Source organism: Rhodococcus sp. YH1 (assembly GCF_009939605.1).
Classification (GTDB): domain Bacteria; phylum Actinomycetota; class Actinomycetes; order Mycobacteriales; family Mycobacteriaceae; genus Rhodococcus; species Rhodococcus aetherivorans.
The window spans coordinates 1-15,011 of sequence record NZ_WVTE01000041.1 but is presented as its reverse complement, the minus strand read 5'-3'; the positions used below and the strand labels follow the sequence as shown (position 1 = coordinate 15,011).

Below are 15,011 nucleotides of genomic sequence, written 5' to 3'. Positions count from 1 at the left end.
CCGCACGCGGCCACAGCGGTTTTCACGCCCGACAGGTGCATCGCCATGACGTCGGTGTAGCCCTCGACGATCACGGCCTGGTGCGCCTTGGCGATCTCCCGCTTGGCCAGGTCCAGGCCGAACAGCACCTGAGACTTCTTGTAGAGCAACGTTTCCGGGGTGTTGACGTACTTCGCCGTGAGCGTGTCGTCGTCGAACAGCCGACGGGCACCGAAACCGATGACGTCGCCGGCGAGATTGCGGATCGGCCACAGCAGCCGCCGGTGGAACCGGTCGATGGGTCCGCGGCGCCCCTGTTTGGACAGCCCGGCGGCCTCGAGCTCGGCGAACTCGAAGCCACGGGTGAGCAGGTGCTTGGTGAGGGCATCCCAGCCGTCGGGGGCGTAACCGCACCCGAACACCTCGGCCGCGGACTCGTCGAAGCTGCGCTCGGTCAGGTAGTCCCGCGCCGCCTGCGCGCCGGGCGTACGCAGCTGCTCGGCGTAGAACTCCTGCGCGGCCGCGTTGGCGGCGACGAGCCGGGCGCGGGTGCCCCGGTCGCGCTGCACCGACGGACCGCCGCCCTCGTAGTTGAGGGTGTAGCCGACCCGGTCGGCGAGCTGCTCGACGGCCTCGACGAAGCTGATGTGCTCGATCTTCTGCAGGAACGAGTACACGTCGCCGCCCTCGCCGCAGCCGAAGCAGTGGAAGTGACCGTGGTTGGGGCGGACGTGGAAGGACGGGGACTTCTCGTCGTGGAAGGGACACAGCCCCTTCATCGAGTCGGCGCCGCCGCGCCTGAGGGCGACGTACTCGCCGACGATGTCCTCGATCCGGACGCGGTCGCGGACGGCCGCGATGTCTCTGTCTGAAATACGCCCGGCCACGACGACGAGTCTAGGCGCTACCCCCAACTCGCCTGAGCGGCGAGGCTGTCGCGGTCGATCCGTTCGAGCCGGGCCTCGGTGCACGAGGCGATCTGGTCGACGATCACCCGCATGCGGGCGGCGTCGTCGACGGCGGCGTCCCACAGCGGCACGAAGAACGGGTCGAGGCCGACCGGCGCCGTGCGCATCAGCCATTCGGCGACGCGGTGGATCCGTTCACGTTGCCGTTCCTGACGCTGCCGGTGGGCGGCGTCGGACATCACGAACTGCAGGGCCATGGTCTTGAGCAGCGCCACCTCGGACGCGACGACGGGCGGAACGACGAGGTCGGCGTCGTAGCGGGTGACGGGCCGGTCGCCGGTGACGGCACGGGTGCCGATGATCGCTGCCGTCGCGAATCGGCCGACGAGCTCGCTCGTGAGGCGCTTGAGTGCCACCGAGCACGCGAGGCTGCCGTCGTAGGTGTCCACGGCCTGGACCACCGGCATCTGCGACAGTCGCTTCGCCGCCTCCACCAGCTCGTTCGGGTCCAGGCCGGAGAACTCGCGCATGCCGAGATCGACGAGCGTGTTCACCGACGCCGGGTCGGTGAGCACACGCAGGTCGATCCGTCCGTCGATGACGCCGTCCTCGACGTCGTGGACGGAGTAGGCGACGTCGTCGGACCAGTCCATGATCTGGGCCTCGAGGCACTTGCGCCGGTCGGGCGCGCCGTCGCGCACCCAGGCGAGGACCTCGGCGTCGTCGTCGTAGGCACCGAACTTCGCGCCCGCCGCCGGGCGGGTCCACGGGTACTTCAGCGTCGCGTCGAGTGTCGCGCGCGTGAGGTTCAGACCGGCGCTCGTGCCGTCGGGGTGGAGGATCTTCGGCTCGAGGCACGTGAGGATCCGCAGATTCTGCGCGTTGCCCTCGAACCCGCCGCAGCTCGCGGCCACCTCGTCGAGGGCGCGTTCCCCGTTGTGGCCGTACGGCGGGTGTCCGATGTCGTGCGCGAGGCCGGCGAGGTCCACCAGGTCGGGGTCGCAGCCGAGGCCCTCGGCGATGCTGCGGCCGATCTGGGCGACCTCGATCGAATGGGTGAGCCGGGTGCGCGGAGTGTCACCGTCGCGGGGGCCGACCACCTGGGTCTTGTCGGCGAGCCGTCGCAGCGCGGCGCTGTGCTGGACGCGGGCACGGTCCCGCGCGAACGGCGTACGGCTCGCGGTCGCCGGCTCGGCACCGGCGAGCGCCGACACCTTCGGGACCTCGGCGACGCGCCGCTCGAGTTCGTGTTCGCTGTAGCCCGGCATCACGTCCTCCTTCACTGCGCGGCCGTGTAGGGGAAGTCCGCCGAGTCGTGGGTGAGCTGGTACCAGATCAGCGCGCCCGTCTCGCGGGCGATCCCGTGCAGCTGCGACTCCCGGGTGTACACGGCGGGGCCGGTGCGGGTCGGCGCGGTCCACGCGTCGAGACCGGCGTCGCGGGCCATGGTGCGAGTGCGCAGCGAATGCCACGGATCGCTCACCAGCACCGCGGAGTGCAGTCCCTGCCCGGCCATCTCCCGGCTGACCGCCTCGACGCTGAGCAACGTGTCCGACCCCTCTTCGACGGCGGTGATCGCCGACTCCGGCACTCCCTGCGCGATCAGGTAGTTCTTGCCGGACGCCGCCTCGGTGAACAGGTCGCCCTCCTGCTTGCCGCCGACGGTGACGATCCGCTCGGCCACCCCGTTCTCGTACAGGGTGAGGGCCTGGTCGAGCCGGGCCTGGAACACCGACGACGGGGTGCCGGAGTACTGGGCGGCGCCGAGGACCACGATGGCGTCGGCCCGGCTCCAGTCGTCGATGCGCGCCACCTGCCACACGCGGACCGCGGTTCCGGCGAGGACGGCGATCGCCGCGAGCAGCACCCCGAGCACCAGCCGGCGCGTCCAGCGCGCGACGCCCGCACCGAACCCGCGCGGGGGTTCGGGCAGGGACGGGGCCGGGCGTGGGCGGGCTGCGGTACTCACTCCCCGATTCTGCCAGTGTTCCGAGCGCGCCCACCCGGCGACGCGCCACGGGCGACAGCGCATGCGAGCCGATAGATTCGACGCATGTCACCGTATTCGGTCGCCGTCCGGCCGCTTCCGGCCCGCCCGCTCCGCCGCTCGCTGTCGATGTCGGTGCCGATCCTGCTCGCGGCCCTGGCCTGGCTGGTGCTGCCCGGTTCGGCGACGGCCGAGCCGCCCTTCCGGCTTCCCCAGCCGATCACCGACACCGCCGGAGTACTGGATCCGGCGGCGACGGCGCAGATCCAGCAGGCAGCAGACGCGCTCTACGCCGAGCACGGGGTGCAGTTGTGGGTGGCGTACGTGCCGACGTTCTCCGGACTGTCGTCCGACGACTGGACCGAGCGGACTGCGCAGGCCAGCAACTTCGGGACGGACACGGCCCTGCTCGCCGTGGCCACGCAGGACCGCGAGTACGCGCTGTGGACGCCGAACGCCCTGTCCGGGGTCACCGCGTCCGAACGGGACGCCATCAGCGCGGACCGGATCGTGCCGCAGTTGCGCAGCCAGGACTGGGCCGGGGCCGCGGTGGCGGCGGCCGAGGGTCTCGACGCGGCGTTGTCGGCGGCGGGTTCCGGCTCCGGCACCACGCTGCTCGTCGGCGGCGGAGTGATCGCGGCCGGGGCCGGGGGGGTGTACCTGTACTCCCGGCGCGCGAAGCGCAAGCGGGCCGAGGCAGGCGCCCAGGCGGCGGCGGCCACCGACCCGACCGACACCGACGCGCTGCGCGAGCTGCCGCTCGAGGGCCTCGAGCTGTACGCCCAGAAGATCCTGGTCGAGACGGATAACGCCGTTCGCTCGAGCGCCGAGGCGCTCGAGCTGGCGCGCGGAGAGTTCGGCGATGCCGCGGTCCAGCCGTTCGACCGCGCCTATCGACAGGCGCAGTCGGCTCTGGCGTCCGCGTTCGAGATCCGGCAGCGGCTCGACGACGCCATCCCCGAGACGCCCCAGCAGCAGCGCGACATGCTCGTGCAGTTGATCTCGTCGTGCGGCCAGGCCGACCGGGAACTCGACGCGCAGGTCGAGGCGTTCGACCGGATGCGCGACCTCCTGCTCGACGCACCCGCCCGCCTCGACGCGCTCACACAGCGCGCGATCGCGTTGCGCGCGCGGTTGCCCCAGGCCGAGGCGACGCTGACCGAGCTGCGAACGGAGTTCCCGGCCGGCGCGCTCGCCCCGATCACGGACAACGTGACGCTGGCGCAGGACGAGATCGAGTTCGCCGAGAAGTCCGTCGATCAGGGCCGCACCGCGGTGGCACGTCCCGTCGGCGAGCAGGGCGACGCCGTGCGAGCCATCCGCGAAGCGGAGGGTGCTCTCGGGCACGCTGCCACGATGCTCGACGCAGTCGACCACGCCGCCGACGACATCCGGCGGGCGATCGCGACGTTGCCGGCCGCGATGGCCGACGCCGCACAGGGCATCGCCGACGCCGAACAGCTCGCCGCCGCGGGTGGTGCGGAACTCGCCGAGGCCCGCAAGGCCGCGCAGGCGGCCCTCGACCACGCCCGGGCGGACATGAACACCGACCCGCTGGGCAGTTTCACCCGGGTCGTGGAAGCGGACGCACGACTCGACGCGCTGCGCGATCGGACCCGTCAGGCGCAGGAGGAGGCGCAGCGCACCCGCCGGCGCCTCGAACAGGATCTGGGGGCGGCTCGATCGCAGGTCACCGCCGCGGCGGACTTCATCGGGACGCGGCGCGGTGTGATCGGCGCCGAGGCCCGCACCCGGCTGTCCGAGGCGCAGCGCCACCTGGACGCCGCGCAGCGGCTCGCCGCGCAGGAACCGGGGCAGGCGCTGCAGCACGCTCAGGCGGCCGCGACCCTCGCGGCGAACGCGCTGCGCGCAGCGCAGAACGACGTGCAGCGCTGGGAGCGTCAGCAGCGTCCGCCCCGCGGCGGCGCCTCCGGCGGCAATATCGCGGGTGCGGTGCTCGGCGGAATCCTCATCAACAGCATCCTGACCGGTGGCCGTGGGGGCGGCTTCGGGGGCGGCGGCTTCGGGGGCGGGGGCTTCGGCGGAGGCGGGGGCTTCGGGGGGTCGAGCGGGGGCCGGTTCTAGTCCCGGCCGCGCAGCGTGAGAGGGCCGGTCGCGCGAGGCGGCCGACCCTCTCACGGAGGCTCTGTGGTCAGGCGCCGATCAGCCGCTGGGCGAGGTAGCCCTCGACCTGGTCGAGGCCGACGCGCTCCTGCGCCATGGTGTCGCGCTCGCGGACGGTGACGGCCTGGTCCTCGAGGGTGTCGAAGTCGACCGTGATGCAGAACGGGGTGCCGATCTCGTCCTGGCGACGGTAGCGGCGGCCGATGGCGCCGGCGTCGTCGAACTCGATGTTCCAGTGCTGGCGCAGCTGCGCGGCGAGGTCCTTCGCCTTGGGGCTCAGGTCCGCGTTGCGCGAGAGCGGCAGCACCGCCGCCTTGACCGGGGCGAGCCGGCGGTCGAGGCGCAGCACGGTGCGCTTGTCGACACCACCCTTGGCGTTGGGCGCCTCGTCCTCGCTGTAGGCGTCGACGAGGAACGCCATGAGCGACCGCGTCAGGCCCGCTGCCGGCTCGATGACGTACGGGGTGTACCGCTCGTTGGTGGTCTGGTCGAAGAAGCTCAGGTCGGCGCCCGAGTGCTGCGCGTGCGTCGACAGGTCGAAGTCGGTGCGGTTGGCGACACCCTCGAGCTCACCCCACTCGCTGCCCTGGAAGTGGAAGCGGTACTCGATGTCGACGGTGCGCTTCGAGTAGTGCGACAGCTTGTCCTGCGGGTGCTCGTACAGGCGCAGGTTGTCCTTGTTGATGCCGAGCCCGGTGTACCAGTCCATCCGGTAGTCGATCCAGTACTGGTGCCACTGCTCGTCCTCGCCCGGCTTGACGAAGAACTCCATCTCCATCTGCTCGAACTCGCGGGTCCGGAAGATGAAGTTGCCCGGGGTGATCTCGTTGCGGAAGCTCTTGCCGATCTGGCCGATTCCGAACGGCGGCTTCTTGCGCGACGTGGTGAGCACGTTCGCGAAGTTCACGAAGATGCCCTGTGCGGTCTCGGGGCGCAGGTAGTGCAGCCCCTCCTCGCTCTCGATCGGGCCGAGGTAGGTCTTGAGCATCATGTTGAAGTCACGGGGCTCGGTCCACTGGCCCTTGGTGCCGCAGTCCGGGCAGGAGATCTCCGACATGGGAACCGAGTCGGGATCGTCGAGCTTGTTCTTCTCGGCGTACGCCTCCTGCAGGTGATCCTGGCGGTGGCGCTTGTGACAGCTCAGGCACTCGACGAGCGGATCGTTGAACACCCCGACGTGGCCCGACGCCACCCACACCTGACGCGGCAGGATGACCGACGAGTCCAGACCGACGACGTCCTCGCGGCTGGTGACCATGTTGCGCCACCACTGCTTCTTGATGTTCTCCTTGAGCTCCACGCCGAGCGGCCCGTAGTCCCAGGCCGACCTCGTACCGCCGTAGATCTCACCGCAGGGGTAGACCAGGCCCCGGCGCTTGGCCAGGTTGGCGACGGTATCGATCTTGGATTTCGGTGCCACTCGGATTCACTCCATCTTCGATGCGGGGTTTCGCAGCGTGCGTCGACCCGTAAGCCTATCGCTCCGCGCGGGGCGGTCGAACTGCACGCCGGTTGACATGCACATTCATGCATATCAAAATGGAATCGGTTTGCAATAACGCGGCCGCCAGTCCACGAAGGAGATCCGTTGAGCGTTGCCGACACCGGCCACGGCGGCGACGCCGCGGCCCCGGACCGTCCGTACGACGACTGCCGCCCGGGATCGGCGACGCCGTCCCCCGCACCCGCCCCGTCGCGGGAAACCCTCGCCGCCGCCGGCGAGCTCCTGCGCGCGCTGGCCGCACCGGTGCGCATCGCCATCGTGCTGCAACTGCGCGAATCCGAACGCTGTGTACACGAACTGGTCGGCGCGCTCGGCGTCACCCAGCCGCTGATCAGCCAGCACCTGCGCATCCTCAAGGCCGCGGGCGTGGTCCGCGGCGAACGCGCCGGCCGCGAGGTGCTCTACCGTCTGGTCGACGACCATCTCGCCCACATCGTCGTCGACGCCGTCGCCCACGTCGAGGAAGGTTGACCGTAGTCGTGTCGCCCGCCCACAAACCCGTAGTCGGAGTCCGCTCCACCAAGCAGCGCAGCGCCATCTCCGCGCTGCTCGACGAGATCGAGGAGTTCCGCTCCGCCCAGGACCTGCACGACGAACTGCGCAAGCGCGGCGAGGGCATCGGCCTGACCACCGTCTACCGCACGCTGCAGTCCCTCGCCGAAGCCGGCACCGTCGACGTGCTGCGCACCGACAGCGGCGAGTCCGTCTACCGGCGCTGCTCGTCCGGTCACCATCACCACCTCGTGTGCCGGGCGTGCGGTTACACGGTGGAGGTGGACGGGCCGGCGGTCGAGCGCTGGTCGCACGAGGTGGCCGAGGACAACGGTTTCGTCGACGTGAGCCACACCGTCGAGATCTTCGGCACCTGCCGCGACTGCGCGGACGCCGCGCCGGCGACGTCGCGCTGACCGACGACGGTCAGCGGCACCCGCAGCCGTCGCAGCCGCACCCGCCCAGCAGGTCGACCACCTCGCCGGCAGTCTCGTCGCCCGGCTCGTCGAACACGCACGCCCGGCCGCCGAGCCGCGCCGCCAGTTCGGGCACATGCGGCACCAGCGCCGCGACCACCGCGACCGCGCGCGCCAGGTGCACCGGCACCAGCGGGCGCGCCGGGACGCGCTGCACCGCCGTCACCCGGTCCTGGTGCAACTCGAGCCGCGCGTCCGGCCATTGCGCCTGCAGGTCGACGAGGACCTCGGCCGCGCGGGTACGACCGGCGATCCGCTCCACCAGGTACGTCGTCAGCTCCACCACCCCGGCCCGCGAATCGACGACGGCGTAGGTGAGCACATCGTCGACCCAGATCGGCACGTCGCCGTCCGTGTCGGGTTCGATCTCCTCGGCGAGGACCGCCGAGAAGACACGCAGCACGGCGGCACGCAGCGCGTCGTCGTTCCCGGTGGCGATCGGGGAGTCCCAGTCGAGTTCGCTCACTCGGATCCGCCCGTGCCCGTGACGGCCGAGCGCGCGTCGCCGGCGCCGCCGAGCACGAGCAGCAGCATCGTGGTCAGGGGCGAGTCCCGAAGGCCGGTGGCGGGGAAGGAGTACCGCAGCACCACGTCCGCCTCGGCGTCCCGCTCGACGAGGTGTATCGACCCGAACTGCAGCGCGTCGGCCGCCCCGGCGACCCGCGTGCGCAACGCGTCGTCGAGCGGCAGGTCCCACGCGAGGACGCCGGTCAGCGACACCACGTCGAGACCCTCGGTGAGGGTCACCACCCGCACGGCGCACGGCACGCCCGCATAGTCGAATCCCAGCGCATCGTCGCCGTTCGTCCTGGGCTCGTGCATGGCGACGAACTCCGCCAGCGCGGCCGCGACCCGGTCGCGCAGGCCGAGGCCGCTCGGGTCCACCCCGCCGGGGGCCGGCCTCCGCTCCTCCGGTCCCGTTCCGGGGCCCGTCACTTCACGCCCCCGAAGCGGCGGTCGCGCGAGGCGTACTCCACGCAGGCGGCCCACAGGTCCCGACGGTCGAAGTCGGGAAACATCTTGTCCTGGAACACCATCTCGGCGTAGGCCGACTGCCAGAGCAGGAAGTTCGAGGTGCGTTGTTCCCCGGACGGCCGCAGGAACAGGTCCACGTCCGGCATGTCGGGCTCGTCGAGGTACCGCGCAACCGTGGCCTCGGTGACGCGTTCCGGGTCGAGCTCACCCGTGGCCACGCGACGCGCGATCTCCCTTGCGGCATCGGCGATCTCGGCGCGACCTCCGTAGTTCACGCACATGGTGAGGGTCATCACGTCGTTGTCGCGGGTCAGTTCCTCGGCGATCTCGAGTTCCTTGATGACGCTGCGCCACAGCTTCGGCCGGCGTCCGGCCCAGCGCACGCGTACCCCCATCTCGTGCATCTCGTCGCGGCGGCGGCGGATCACGTCCCGGTTGAAGCCCATGAGAAAGCGCACCTCGTCCGGGCTGCGCTTCCAGTTCTCGGTGGAGAACGCGTACGCCGAGAGCCACTTGACGCCCATCTCGATGCACCCGCACACGGTGTCCATCAGCACCGCCTCGCCGCGTTCGTGGCCGGCGGTGCGAGGCAGACCGCGTTCCTGGGCCCAGCGGCCGTTGCCGTCCATGACCAGGGCGACGTGCCGCGGGATCAGTTCGGGCTGCAGACCGGGCGGGCGGGCGCCGGACGGGTGCGGGTCGGGTGGCCGGATCTCGCGGTCACGCGATGCTTGCGGGGTGCGGCGTCGAATCACGCTCCCCATCCTGCCCGACCGTCTCCCCGCCCACAGCCACCGCATGGGGACGGCCGCGTTCGATCAGCGGCAGGGTCCGCAACTGCCGCTCCAGATGCCACTGCAGGTGGGCGGCGATCAGGCCGCTGGCCTGCCCGCGGGTCGCCTCGGACACCGTGTCGGTGCCCTGCCAGCGACCGTGGAAGAGCGCGTCCATCAGATCCAGCACACCCGCGCCGGGGGTCGCGGCGCCCGGCGGCCGGCACCGCACGCATACCGCTCCCCCGGCCGCGACGTGGAACGCGCGATGCGGGCCGGGCTCGTCGCAGCGAGCGCAGCGGCTGATCGCCGGCGCCCAGCCGGCGTAGGCCATGGCCCGCAGCAGGTAGGCGTCGAGGATCAGTTCCGGCGGCCGGACCTGGTCGGACAGGGCACGGAGCGCACCGACGGTGAGGCGGTGCAGCTGCGGGGCGGGGGCGCGCTCCTCACCGGCGAGCCGTTCGGCGGTCTCGAGCACGGCGCACGCGGTGGTGTAGCGGCCGTAGTCGTCGACGAGGTCGGCGCCGAACGCATCGACGGTCTGGACCTGGGTGATGATGTCGAGGCTGCGGCCCGGATGCAACTGCACGTCGATGTGCGCGAACGGCTCGAGCCGCGCCCCGAACTTCGAGCGGGTGCGCCGCACCCCTTTCGCGACGGCCCGCACGAGGCCGTGGCGACGGGTGAGCAGCGTGACGATGCGGTCGGCCTCGCCCAGCTTGTGCTGGCGCAGCACCACCGCGTGATCCCGGTACAACCTCACCCTGCGAGTCTGTCACGCCGGGCCGACACCGAGGCGGCGGCGCGGATTTTTCGCGTTGTTCACAGACCCGGCCGACCCGAAACGCGGTCGTCACCCTCCCTGCAACCTGCACAGCAGAACCCCCTGCGGTTCGGTCATTTTCGCCCTTGCCGAACCGGGCCGGACCCAGCACCATCGGACGACATCCGGTGCGGCGACGCCCGTAGCGCGGGGCCCAGGCGGGCCTGCGCCCCGCGGCGGCGCCGATCCCCCGGCCCGATGCCTCAGCCCGCTGGAGGAGCCACCCGTGACCACCGCCCATATCGTCTTCCTGCTCGGCCTCGTGTCCCTCCTCGTGGCCATGGCCCTGCGCAAGAACGTGATGATCCCGGCAGTGGTGGCGACGTTCGCCACCGCCCTCGCCTACGACGGCAACGTCGCGAACGCCGTGATGGCGGTGTTCCGGGCGACGCTCACCTCGGGCTCGGCGCTGTTCGAGATCTTCGTCGTCATCGCGGCGGTCACCTCGATGCTGGCCGCGATGCGGAGCATCGGCGCCGACGAGATGATGGTGCGGCCGATGAGCCGGTGGATGATCAACGGCCGCGTCGCCTACGTGGTGCTGTTCGTGTTCACCTATCTCCTGTCGCTGTTCTTCTGGCCGACGCCCGCCCTCGCGTTGATCGGGGCCGTGCTGCTGCCCGCCGCGATCAAGGCCGGGCTGCCACCCCTGGGTGCGGCGCTCGCCCTGGCGATCTCGGGTCAGGGGATGTCCATTGCCTCGGACTACGTGATCGGGCTGGCCCCGTCGATCTCCGCGAGCGGCGCCGGGGTGCCCGCCGACGACATCGCCGGTCGCGCGCTGGTGATCTCGCTGATCGTCGGCGTCGTCGCCGCGGTGCTGGCCTGGTTCCTCACCGTGCGCCGCCGGATGACGGGCGGCGCCGGCACGCCGGGGACGGGCGGCGGGGGCGGGCACCCCGGATCCGCGGCCGGCGGCGGCGCACGCAACCCCGTGCCGGCGAGCGCCGCGCCGGCGGAGCCCACGCCCGAGCGTGCGGTCGACGTTCTCGAGGACGAACGTCCCGGATACGACGAGGGCACCCGCATCACCGGCCGCCCGCGCCTGGCCCGCCGGTGGGCAGTCGGTGTGCCGGCCGCGTTCGCCGCGGTGCTCGTCTACATGCTGCTCGGCCGGTTCACCGACCTCGTGCCGTGGTCGGACGGCGCCGGCGCGTCCCTGGTGGGCGGGACGGCGATGATCCTGATGGCACTGGTGACGGTCACCGCCCGCAGGCAGGAGGCGCTCGAGTTCTGCGCGACGCACTTCGTCGACGGCCTGTCCTACGCCTTCAAGGCGATGGGCATCATCCTTCCCGTCGCGGGATTCGTGTACATGGGCATCCCCGACTACTCCGGTGCGATCCTGGGTCTCGAGGACGGTACCGGCCCGGCCTTCCTGTTCGACGCCGTCGAGGGCGTGCAGGGCTTCATCCCGGACAACGGACTCTTCGTCGCCCTGAGCATGCTCGTGATCGGAATGGCGATGGGCCTGGACGGGTCCGGCTGGGCGGGCCTGCCGCTCACCGGCGGCCTGGCCGCCGCCCTCGCCCCGCAGTCGGGCATCGACACCGCGACGCTCGCCGCCATCGCCCAGAACGGCGCCACCTGGACCGGCGGGGGCACCCTGGTCATCTGGTCGTCCCTCGTCGTGGTGGCCGGCTTCTGCAAGGTCTCCGTCACCGACATGGTCCGCCACCTCGCCGTTCCCGTCGTGACCGGCCTCGTCGTCGCGACCCTGGCCGCCGTGGTCATCTGGTGACCTCGGCCGACGTGAGCACACCCGTCCCCGACTTTCCTTCTATCCCCTACCCCGAGGACCCGACGATGGATTCGATTCCCTTCCGTTACGACCCACAGCGCTGCGCGCTTGTCGTGATCGACATGCAGAACGACTTCTGCTCCCCGGACGGCGCCTTGGCGCGCTGCGGTTTCGACGTGACGGCCGCGGTCGCCATGGCACCGCGCCTCGCCGGCCTCATCGCATCGGCGCGGGCCGCCGGCGTGCAGATCGTGTTCGTCCGCACCCTTCACGACGAGACCACGGACACGCCACAGTGGCTCGGACGGGTCGGCGACGGACCCGACGCGGCCCGCACCGGGCTCACCTGCCGGCCGGACACCGCGGGCGCCGAATTCTACGGCGTCGCACCGCAAGACGCGGATGCGGTGGTCGTCAAGCACCGGTTCAGCGCGTTCGTCGGCACCGACCTCGACGACGTCCTGCGCTCACGGAACATCGAATCGCTGCTGTTCACCGGGGTGGCCACCGAGGTGTGCGTCGAGTCGAGCCTGCGCAGCGCCCTGTTCCACGAGTACTGGGTGTCCCTGGTGGAGGACTGCGCCGCGACCTACAGCCCGGCCGCTCACGATGCGTCGGTGGCCGTAGTGGCCCAGAACTTCGGCACCGTGGTGACCGCCGAGAAACTCCGGGCACTGTGGAGCGCGGCCCCCGTCTAGCGGCGGCGGGCGCCGGGATCGCTCAGGTGGCGCTGCGCTCGTCGGCGCCCATCGCGCCGAGCACGGCCCGGCGGGTGGCCGGACCGCCGGTGATCCGGCTCTCGCTCACGCCGTTGATCAGCAGCCGGCCCCAGCGCTGCTCGTCGAACTCGGCGGGCGCGGTCGAGTCGAGGAACTCCTCGACCACCCGCACGAACCGGATGGGATCGTCCCGGAACGGGAAATGGCCGGCGCCGCGGAAGACGTCGAGCCGGGAATGGGGCATCGCCGAATGCGCCAGGTGCGCGTGATCCACCGGGATCACGCTGTCGTGCTCACCCCAGATCAGCTGCACGGGCAGGTCCTCGGTCAGGTAACAGCGGTCGAGCATCGTCACCACCTGACCACGCCAGTCCACGACGGCCCGCAGCGTGCGCAGGAACGCCTCGCACGCGGTGGGATCGGGCAATCCGCTCAGGACCCGGATCAGATCCGAGGTGTCGTGCAGCAGGACCCCGGGACGCAAGGGGGTGTCGTGCCACCGGCCCAGCAGGCCACCGGCAATGCGCATCGCGGGCATGGCGCCCGGTAGGCGCAGCAGCTTGAGCGCCTCGCTCAGTCCCGGCAGGGACAGCAGGCGCAACGCCGGGTGAACGTCCTTGGTGACGCCACCCGCGGCCACCAGGACGAGCCGGTCGACCATCTGCGGGAACTGGTACGCGAACTGCATCGCGACGCCGCCGCCGAGGGAGTGCCCGACCACGGTGACGCGCTCGATGCCCAGGACCGACAGCAGGTCACGCACACCGTTGGCGTACCCGGCGACCGAGTAGTCGCTGCGGGGCTTGTCGGAGCGGCCGTGGCCGAGCAGGTCCGGTGCGATGACCGTGTACCTGCGGGCCAGGTGCGGGATGACCTCCCGCCAGGTCGAGGAGTTGTCGCCGATCCCGTGGATCAGCAGCAGCGCAGGTCCCTCGCCGGCAATCCGGAACGCGCGACGGTACCCGTGGATGGTGCGCAAGACCATCCGCGTCTCCGTGTCCGGTACGCGCCGGAGGTTGCGTGTGCGCGATGAACCCATGTGTATCTCCTGACAGCCGGTCCCTACGACACCCCGGGGAGGCTCCCGCGATATCCCCGGGGGCATACCCAACCGATCGTCGCGCCTCCCGCGAATGTGACGAGCGCCACATTTCTGCGCATCCCGCCCTCGACGAGACGAACTGGAACGCGTTATTGTTCGTTCGAACGAACACCACGAAGGGGGACGCAGCCGTATGACCGCACCACGGGCAGACACCCGAGCGCCCGGCCTCGCCGCCGAGGCCGCCGCCCTCGCCGCCGGCGCCACCACGTCCGTCGCCGCGACGCGCGCGGCCCTGGAACGCATCGAGGCCGGCAATCGCGCACTCAATGCCTTCCGTGGCGTCCGCCGGGAGCAGGCGCTCGCCGAGGCCGAGGAGGCCGACCGGCGTCTCGCCGCCGGCGTCCGTCTCCCCCTGCTCGGTGTGCCGGTCGCGGTGAAGGACGACACCGACATCGCGCACGAGATCACCGCGTTCGGATGCGCCGGCGAGTTCGCCGTCCGCGAGGAGGACGCGGAGGTGGTGCGGCGGCTGCGGGCCGCCGGCGCCGTGATCGTCGGCAAGACGAACACCCCCGAACTGGGGCAGTGGCCGTTCACCGGCGGCAGCGCCTTCGGCCACACCCGCAACCCCTGGCACCGGGACCACACCCCCGGCGGTTCGTCGGGGGGCAGCGCCGCCGCGGTCTCGGCGGGCCTGGTGTCCGCGGCGCTCGGCTCCGACGGCGCCGGATCGGTCCGCATCCCGGCCGCCTGGACCAACCTCGTGGGAATCAAGCCGCAACGCGGCCGCATCTCGATGTGGCCCGACCCCGAGGCCTTCCACGGCCTCACCACCCACGGCACCCTGGCACGCACGGTCGCCGACGCCGCACTGCTGCTCGACGCCGTCGCGGGCAACCACGTCGGCGACCTGCACGAAGCCGAAGCCGTCACGGTGTCCGACGCCGTGGGTCGCGATCCGGGCCGGCTGCGGATCGCGCTCTCGCTCGCGCGCCCCTACACCGCCACCCGCACCCGACTGCACGCCGAGATCCGCGCGCGCGTCGAAGCCCTCGCCGGCACGCTGCGTGCCCTCGGCCACGACGTGACCGTCGCCGACCCGGCCTACGGAAAGCTGCTGGGCCTGAACTTCCTGCCCCGGTCGATGGCCGGCATCGACGACTGGGTGCGGCGGCTGCCCGACCCGGCCCTCGCCGACCCGCGCACCCGCGCGAACGCGCGCACCGGCCGGCTGCTGCGCGGCCGTCCGCTGCGCGCCGCTCGCGCCGCCGAACCACGCATCCGCCGGCGCATCGGCACGATCTTCGACCGCTTCGACGTCATCCTCGCCCCCACCACCGCCACCCCACCCCCGGTGGTGGAGGCGATGGACGGCCTCGGGGGCTGGGCCACCGACAAGGTGATCACGGCCGCCTGCCCCTACACCTGGCCGTGGAACGTCCTGGGCTGGCCGAGCGTGAACATC

The 15,011-nt window shown here is 71.6% G+C and carries 15 protein-coding genes; 6 read left to right on the top strand and 9 right to left on the bottom strand.

Annotation, left to right across the window (positions count from 1 at the left end):
• The 3 genes from dnaG to AIIKEEIJ_RS04555 form a co-directional block, all read right to left on the bottom strand.
• Positions 1 to 866 (bottom strand): DNA primase (gene dnaG, locus AIIKEEIJ_RS04565; RefSeq protein WP_161995045.1); only part of this gene is annotated, 866 nt, incomplete at its 3' end.
• A 17-nt stretch (positions 867 to 883) separates the two neighbouring features.
• Entirely contained in the window at positions 884 to 2,155 is a 1,272-nt protein-coding gene (locus AIIKEEIJ_RS04560; RefSeq protein WP_161995044.1) for a deoxyguanosinetriphosphate triphosphohydrolase, read from the bottom strand.
• An 11-nt stretch (positions 2,156 to 2,166) separates the two neighbouring features.
• On the bottom strand, positions 2,167 to 2,856 hold the full coding sequence (locus tag AIIKEEIJ_RS04555; protein ID WP_373566438.1) for a YdcF family protein: 690 nt from the start codon (positions 2,854 to 2,856) through the stop codon (positions 2,167 to 2,169).
• Between the two features lie 84 nt (positions 2,857 to 2,940).
• On the opposite strand from AIIKEEIJ_RS04555, the gene AIIKEEIJ_RS04550 reads away from it, so the two are divergent.
• A complete protein-coding gene (locus AIIKEEIJ_RS04550) occupies positions 2,941 to 4,959 on the top strand; it encodes a TPM domain-containing protein (protein ID WP_161995043.1) in 2,019 nt (672 codons plus the stop codon).
• A gap of 67 nt (positions 4,960 to 5,026) precedes the next feature.
• Here the strand turns inward: AIIKEEIJ_RS04550 and AIIKEEIJ_RS04545 are convergent, their stop codons facing one another.
• Complete coding sequence (locus tag AIIKEEIJ_RS04545; protein ID WP_006943913.1) at positions 5,027 to 6,418, bottom strand: glycine--tRNA ligase; 1,392 nt, start codon at positions 6,416 to 6,418, stop codon at positions 5,027 to 5,029.
• A gap of 168 nt (positions 6,419 to 6,586) precedes the next feature.
• On the opposite strand from AIIKEEIJ_RS04545, the gene AIIKEEIJ_RS04540 reads away from it, so the two are divergent.
• On the top strand, positions 6,587 to 6,973 hold the full coding sequence (locus AIIKEEIJ_RS04540; protein ID WP_161995042.1) for a metalloregulator ArsR/SmtB family transcription factor: 387 nt from the start codon (positions 6,587 to 6,589) through the stop codon (positions 6,971 to 6,973).
• Between the two features lie 8 nt (positions 6,974 to 6,981).
• A complete protein-coding gene (locus AIIKEEIJ_RS04535) occupies positions 6,982 to 7,410 on the top strand; it encodes a Fur family transcriptional regulator (RefSeq protein ID WP_006943911.1) in 429 nt (142 codons plus the stop codon).
• A gap of 10 nt (positions 7,411 to 7,420) precedes the next feature.
• On the opposite strand, the gene AIIKEEIJ_RS04530 is transcribed toward AIIKEEIJ_RS04535, so the two are convergent.
• The 4 genes from AIIKEEIJ_RS04530 to recO are packed head-to-tail and all read right to left on the bottom strand — an operon-like array spanning position 7,421 to position 9,981.
• Positions 7,421 to 7,936 carry a T3SS (YopN, CesT) and YbjN peptide-binding chaperone 1 gene (locus AIIKEEIJ_RS04530; protein WP_006943910.1) on the bottom strand — a complete coding sequence of 172 codons (516 nt, stop codon included), beginning with the start codon at positions 7,934 to 7,936 and terminating at the stop codon, positions 7,421 to 7,423.
• On the bottom strand, positions 7,933 to 8,406 hold the full coding sequence (locus tag AIIKEEIJ_RS04525; RefSeq protein WP_049904230.1) for a hypothetical protein: 474 nt from the start codon (positions 8,404 to 8,406) through the stop codon (positions 7,933 to 7,935). Before AIIKEEIJ_RS04525 ends, AIIKEEIJ_RS04530 begins: the two co-directional genes overlap by 4 nt.
• Complete coding sequence (locus AIIKEEIJ_RS04520) at positions 8,403 to 9,209, bottom strand: isoprenyl transferase (RefSeq protein ID WP_037200968.1); 807 nt, start codon at positions 9,207 to 9,209, stop codon at positions 8,403 to 8,405. Before AIIKEEIJ_RS04520 ends, AIIKEEIJ_RS04525 begins: the two co-directional genes overlap by 4 nt.
• The gene (recO, locus tag AIIKEEIJ_RS04515; RefSeq protein WP_080688608.1) at positions 9,166 to 9,981 is read right to left on the bottom strand and encodes a DNA repair protein RecO; all 816 of its coding nucleotides are present in this window, start codon (positions 9,979 to 9,981) and stop codon (positions 9,166 to 9,168) included. The genes AIIKEEIJ_RS04520 and recO overlap by 44 nt, the downstream gene beginning before the upstream one ends.
• 286 nt (positions 9,982 to 10,267) lie before the next feature.
• Between recO and AIIKEEIJ_RS04510 the strand changes: the two genes are divergently transcribed.
• Entirely contained in the window at positions 10,268 to 11,782 is a 1,515-nt protein-coding gene (locus tag AIIKEEIJ_RS04510) for a permease (RefSeq protein ID WP_161995041.1), read from the top strand.
• 65 nt (positions 11,783 to 11,847) lie between these two features.
• On the top strand, positions 11,848 to 12,480 hold the full coding sequence (locus AIIKEEIJ_RS04505) for a cysteine hydrolase family protein (RefSeq protein ID WP_072635490.1): 633 nt from the start codon (positions 11,848 to 11,850) through the stop codon (positions 12,478 to 12,480).
• A gap of 22 nt (positions 12,481 to 12,502) precedes the next feature.
• On the opposite strand, the gene AIIKEEIJ_RS04500 is transcribed toward AIIKEEIJ_RS04505, so the two are convergent.
• Positions 12,503 to 13,540: an alpha/beta fold hydrolase gene (locus AIIKEEIJ_RS04500; RefSeq protein ID WP_161995040.1), complete on the bottom strand. Its 1,038-nt coding sequence runs from the start codon at positions 13,538 to 13,540 to the stop codon at positions 12,503 to 12,505.
• Positions 13,541 to 13,736: 196 nt separating this feature from the next.
• On the opposite strand from AIIKEEIJ_RS04500, the gene AIIKEEIJ_RS04495 reads away from it, so the two are divergent.
• A partial coding sequence (locus tag AIIKEEIJ_RS04495) for an amidase (RefSeq protein WP_161995039.1) occupies positions 13,737 to 15,011 on the top strand: 1,275 nt, incomplete at its 3' end.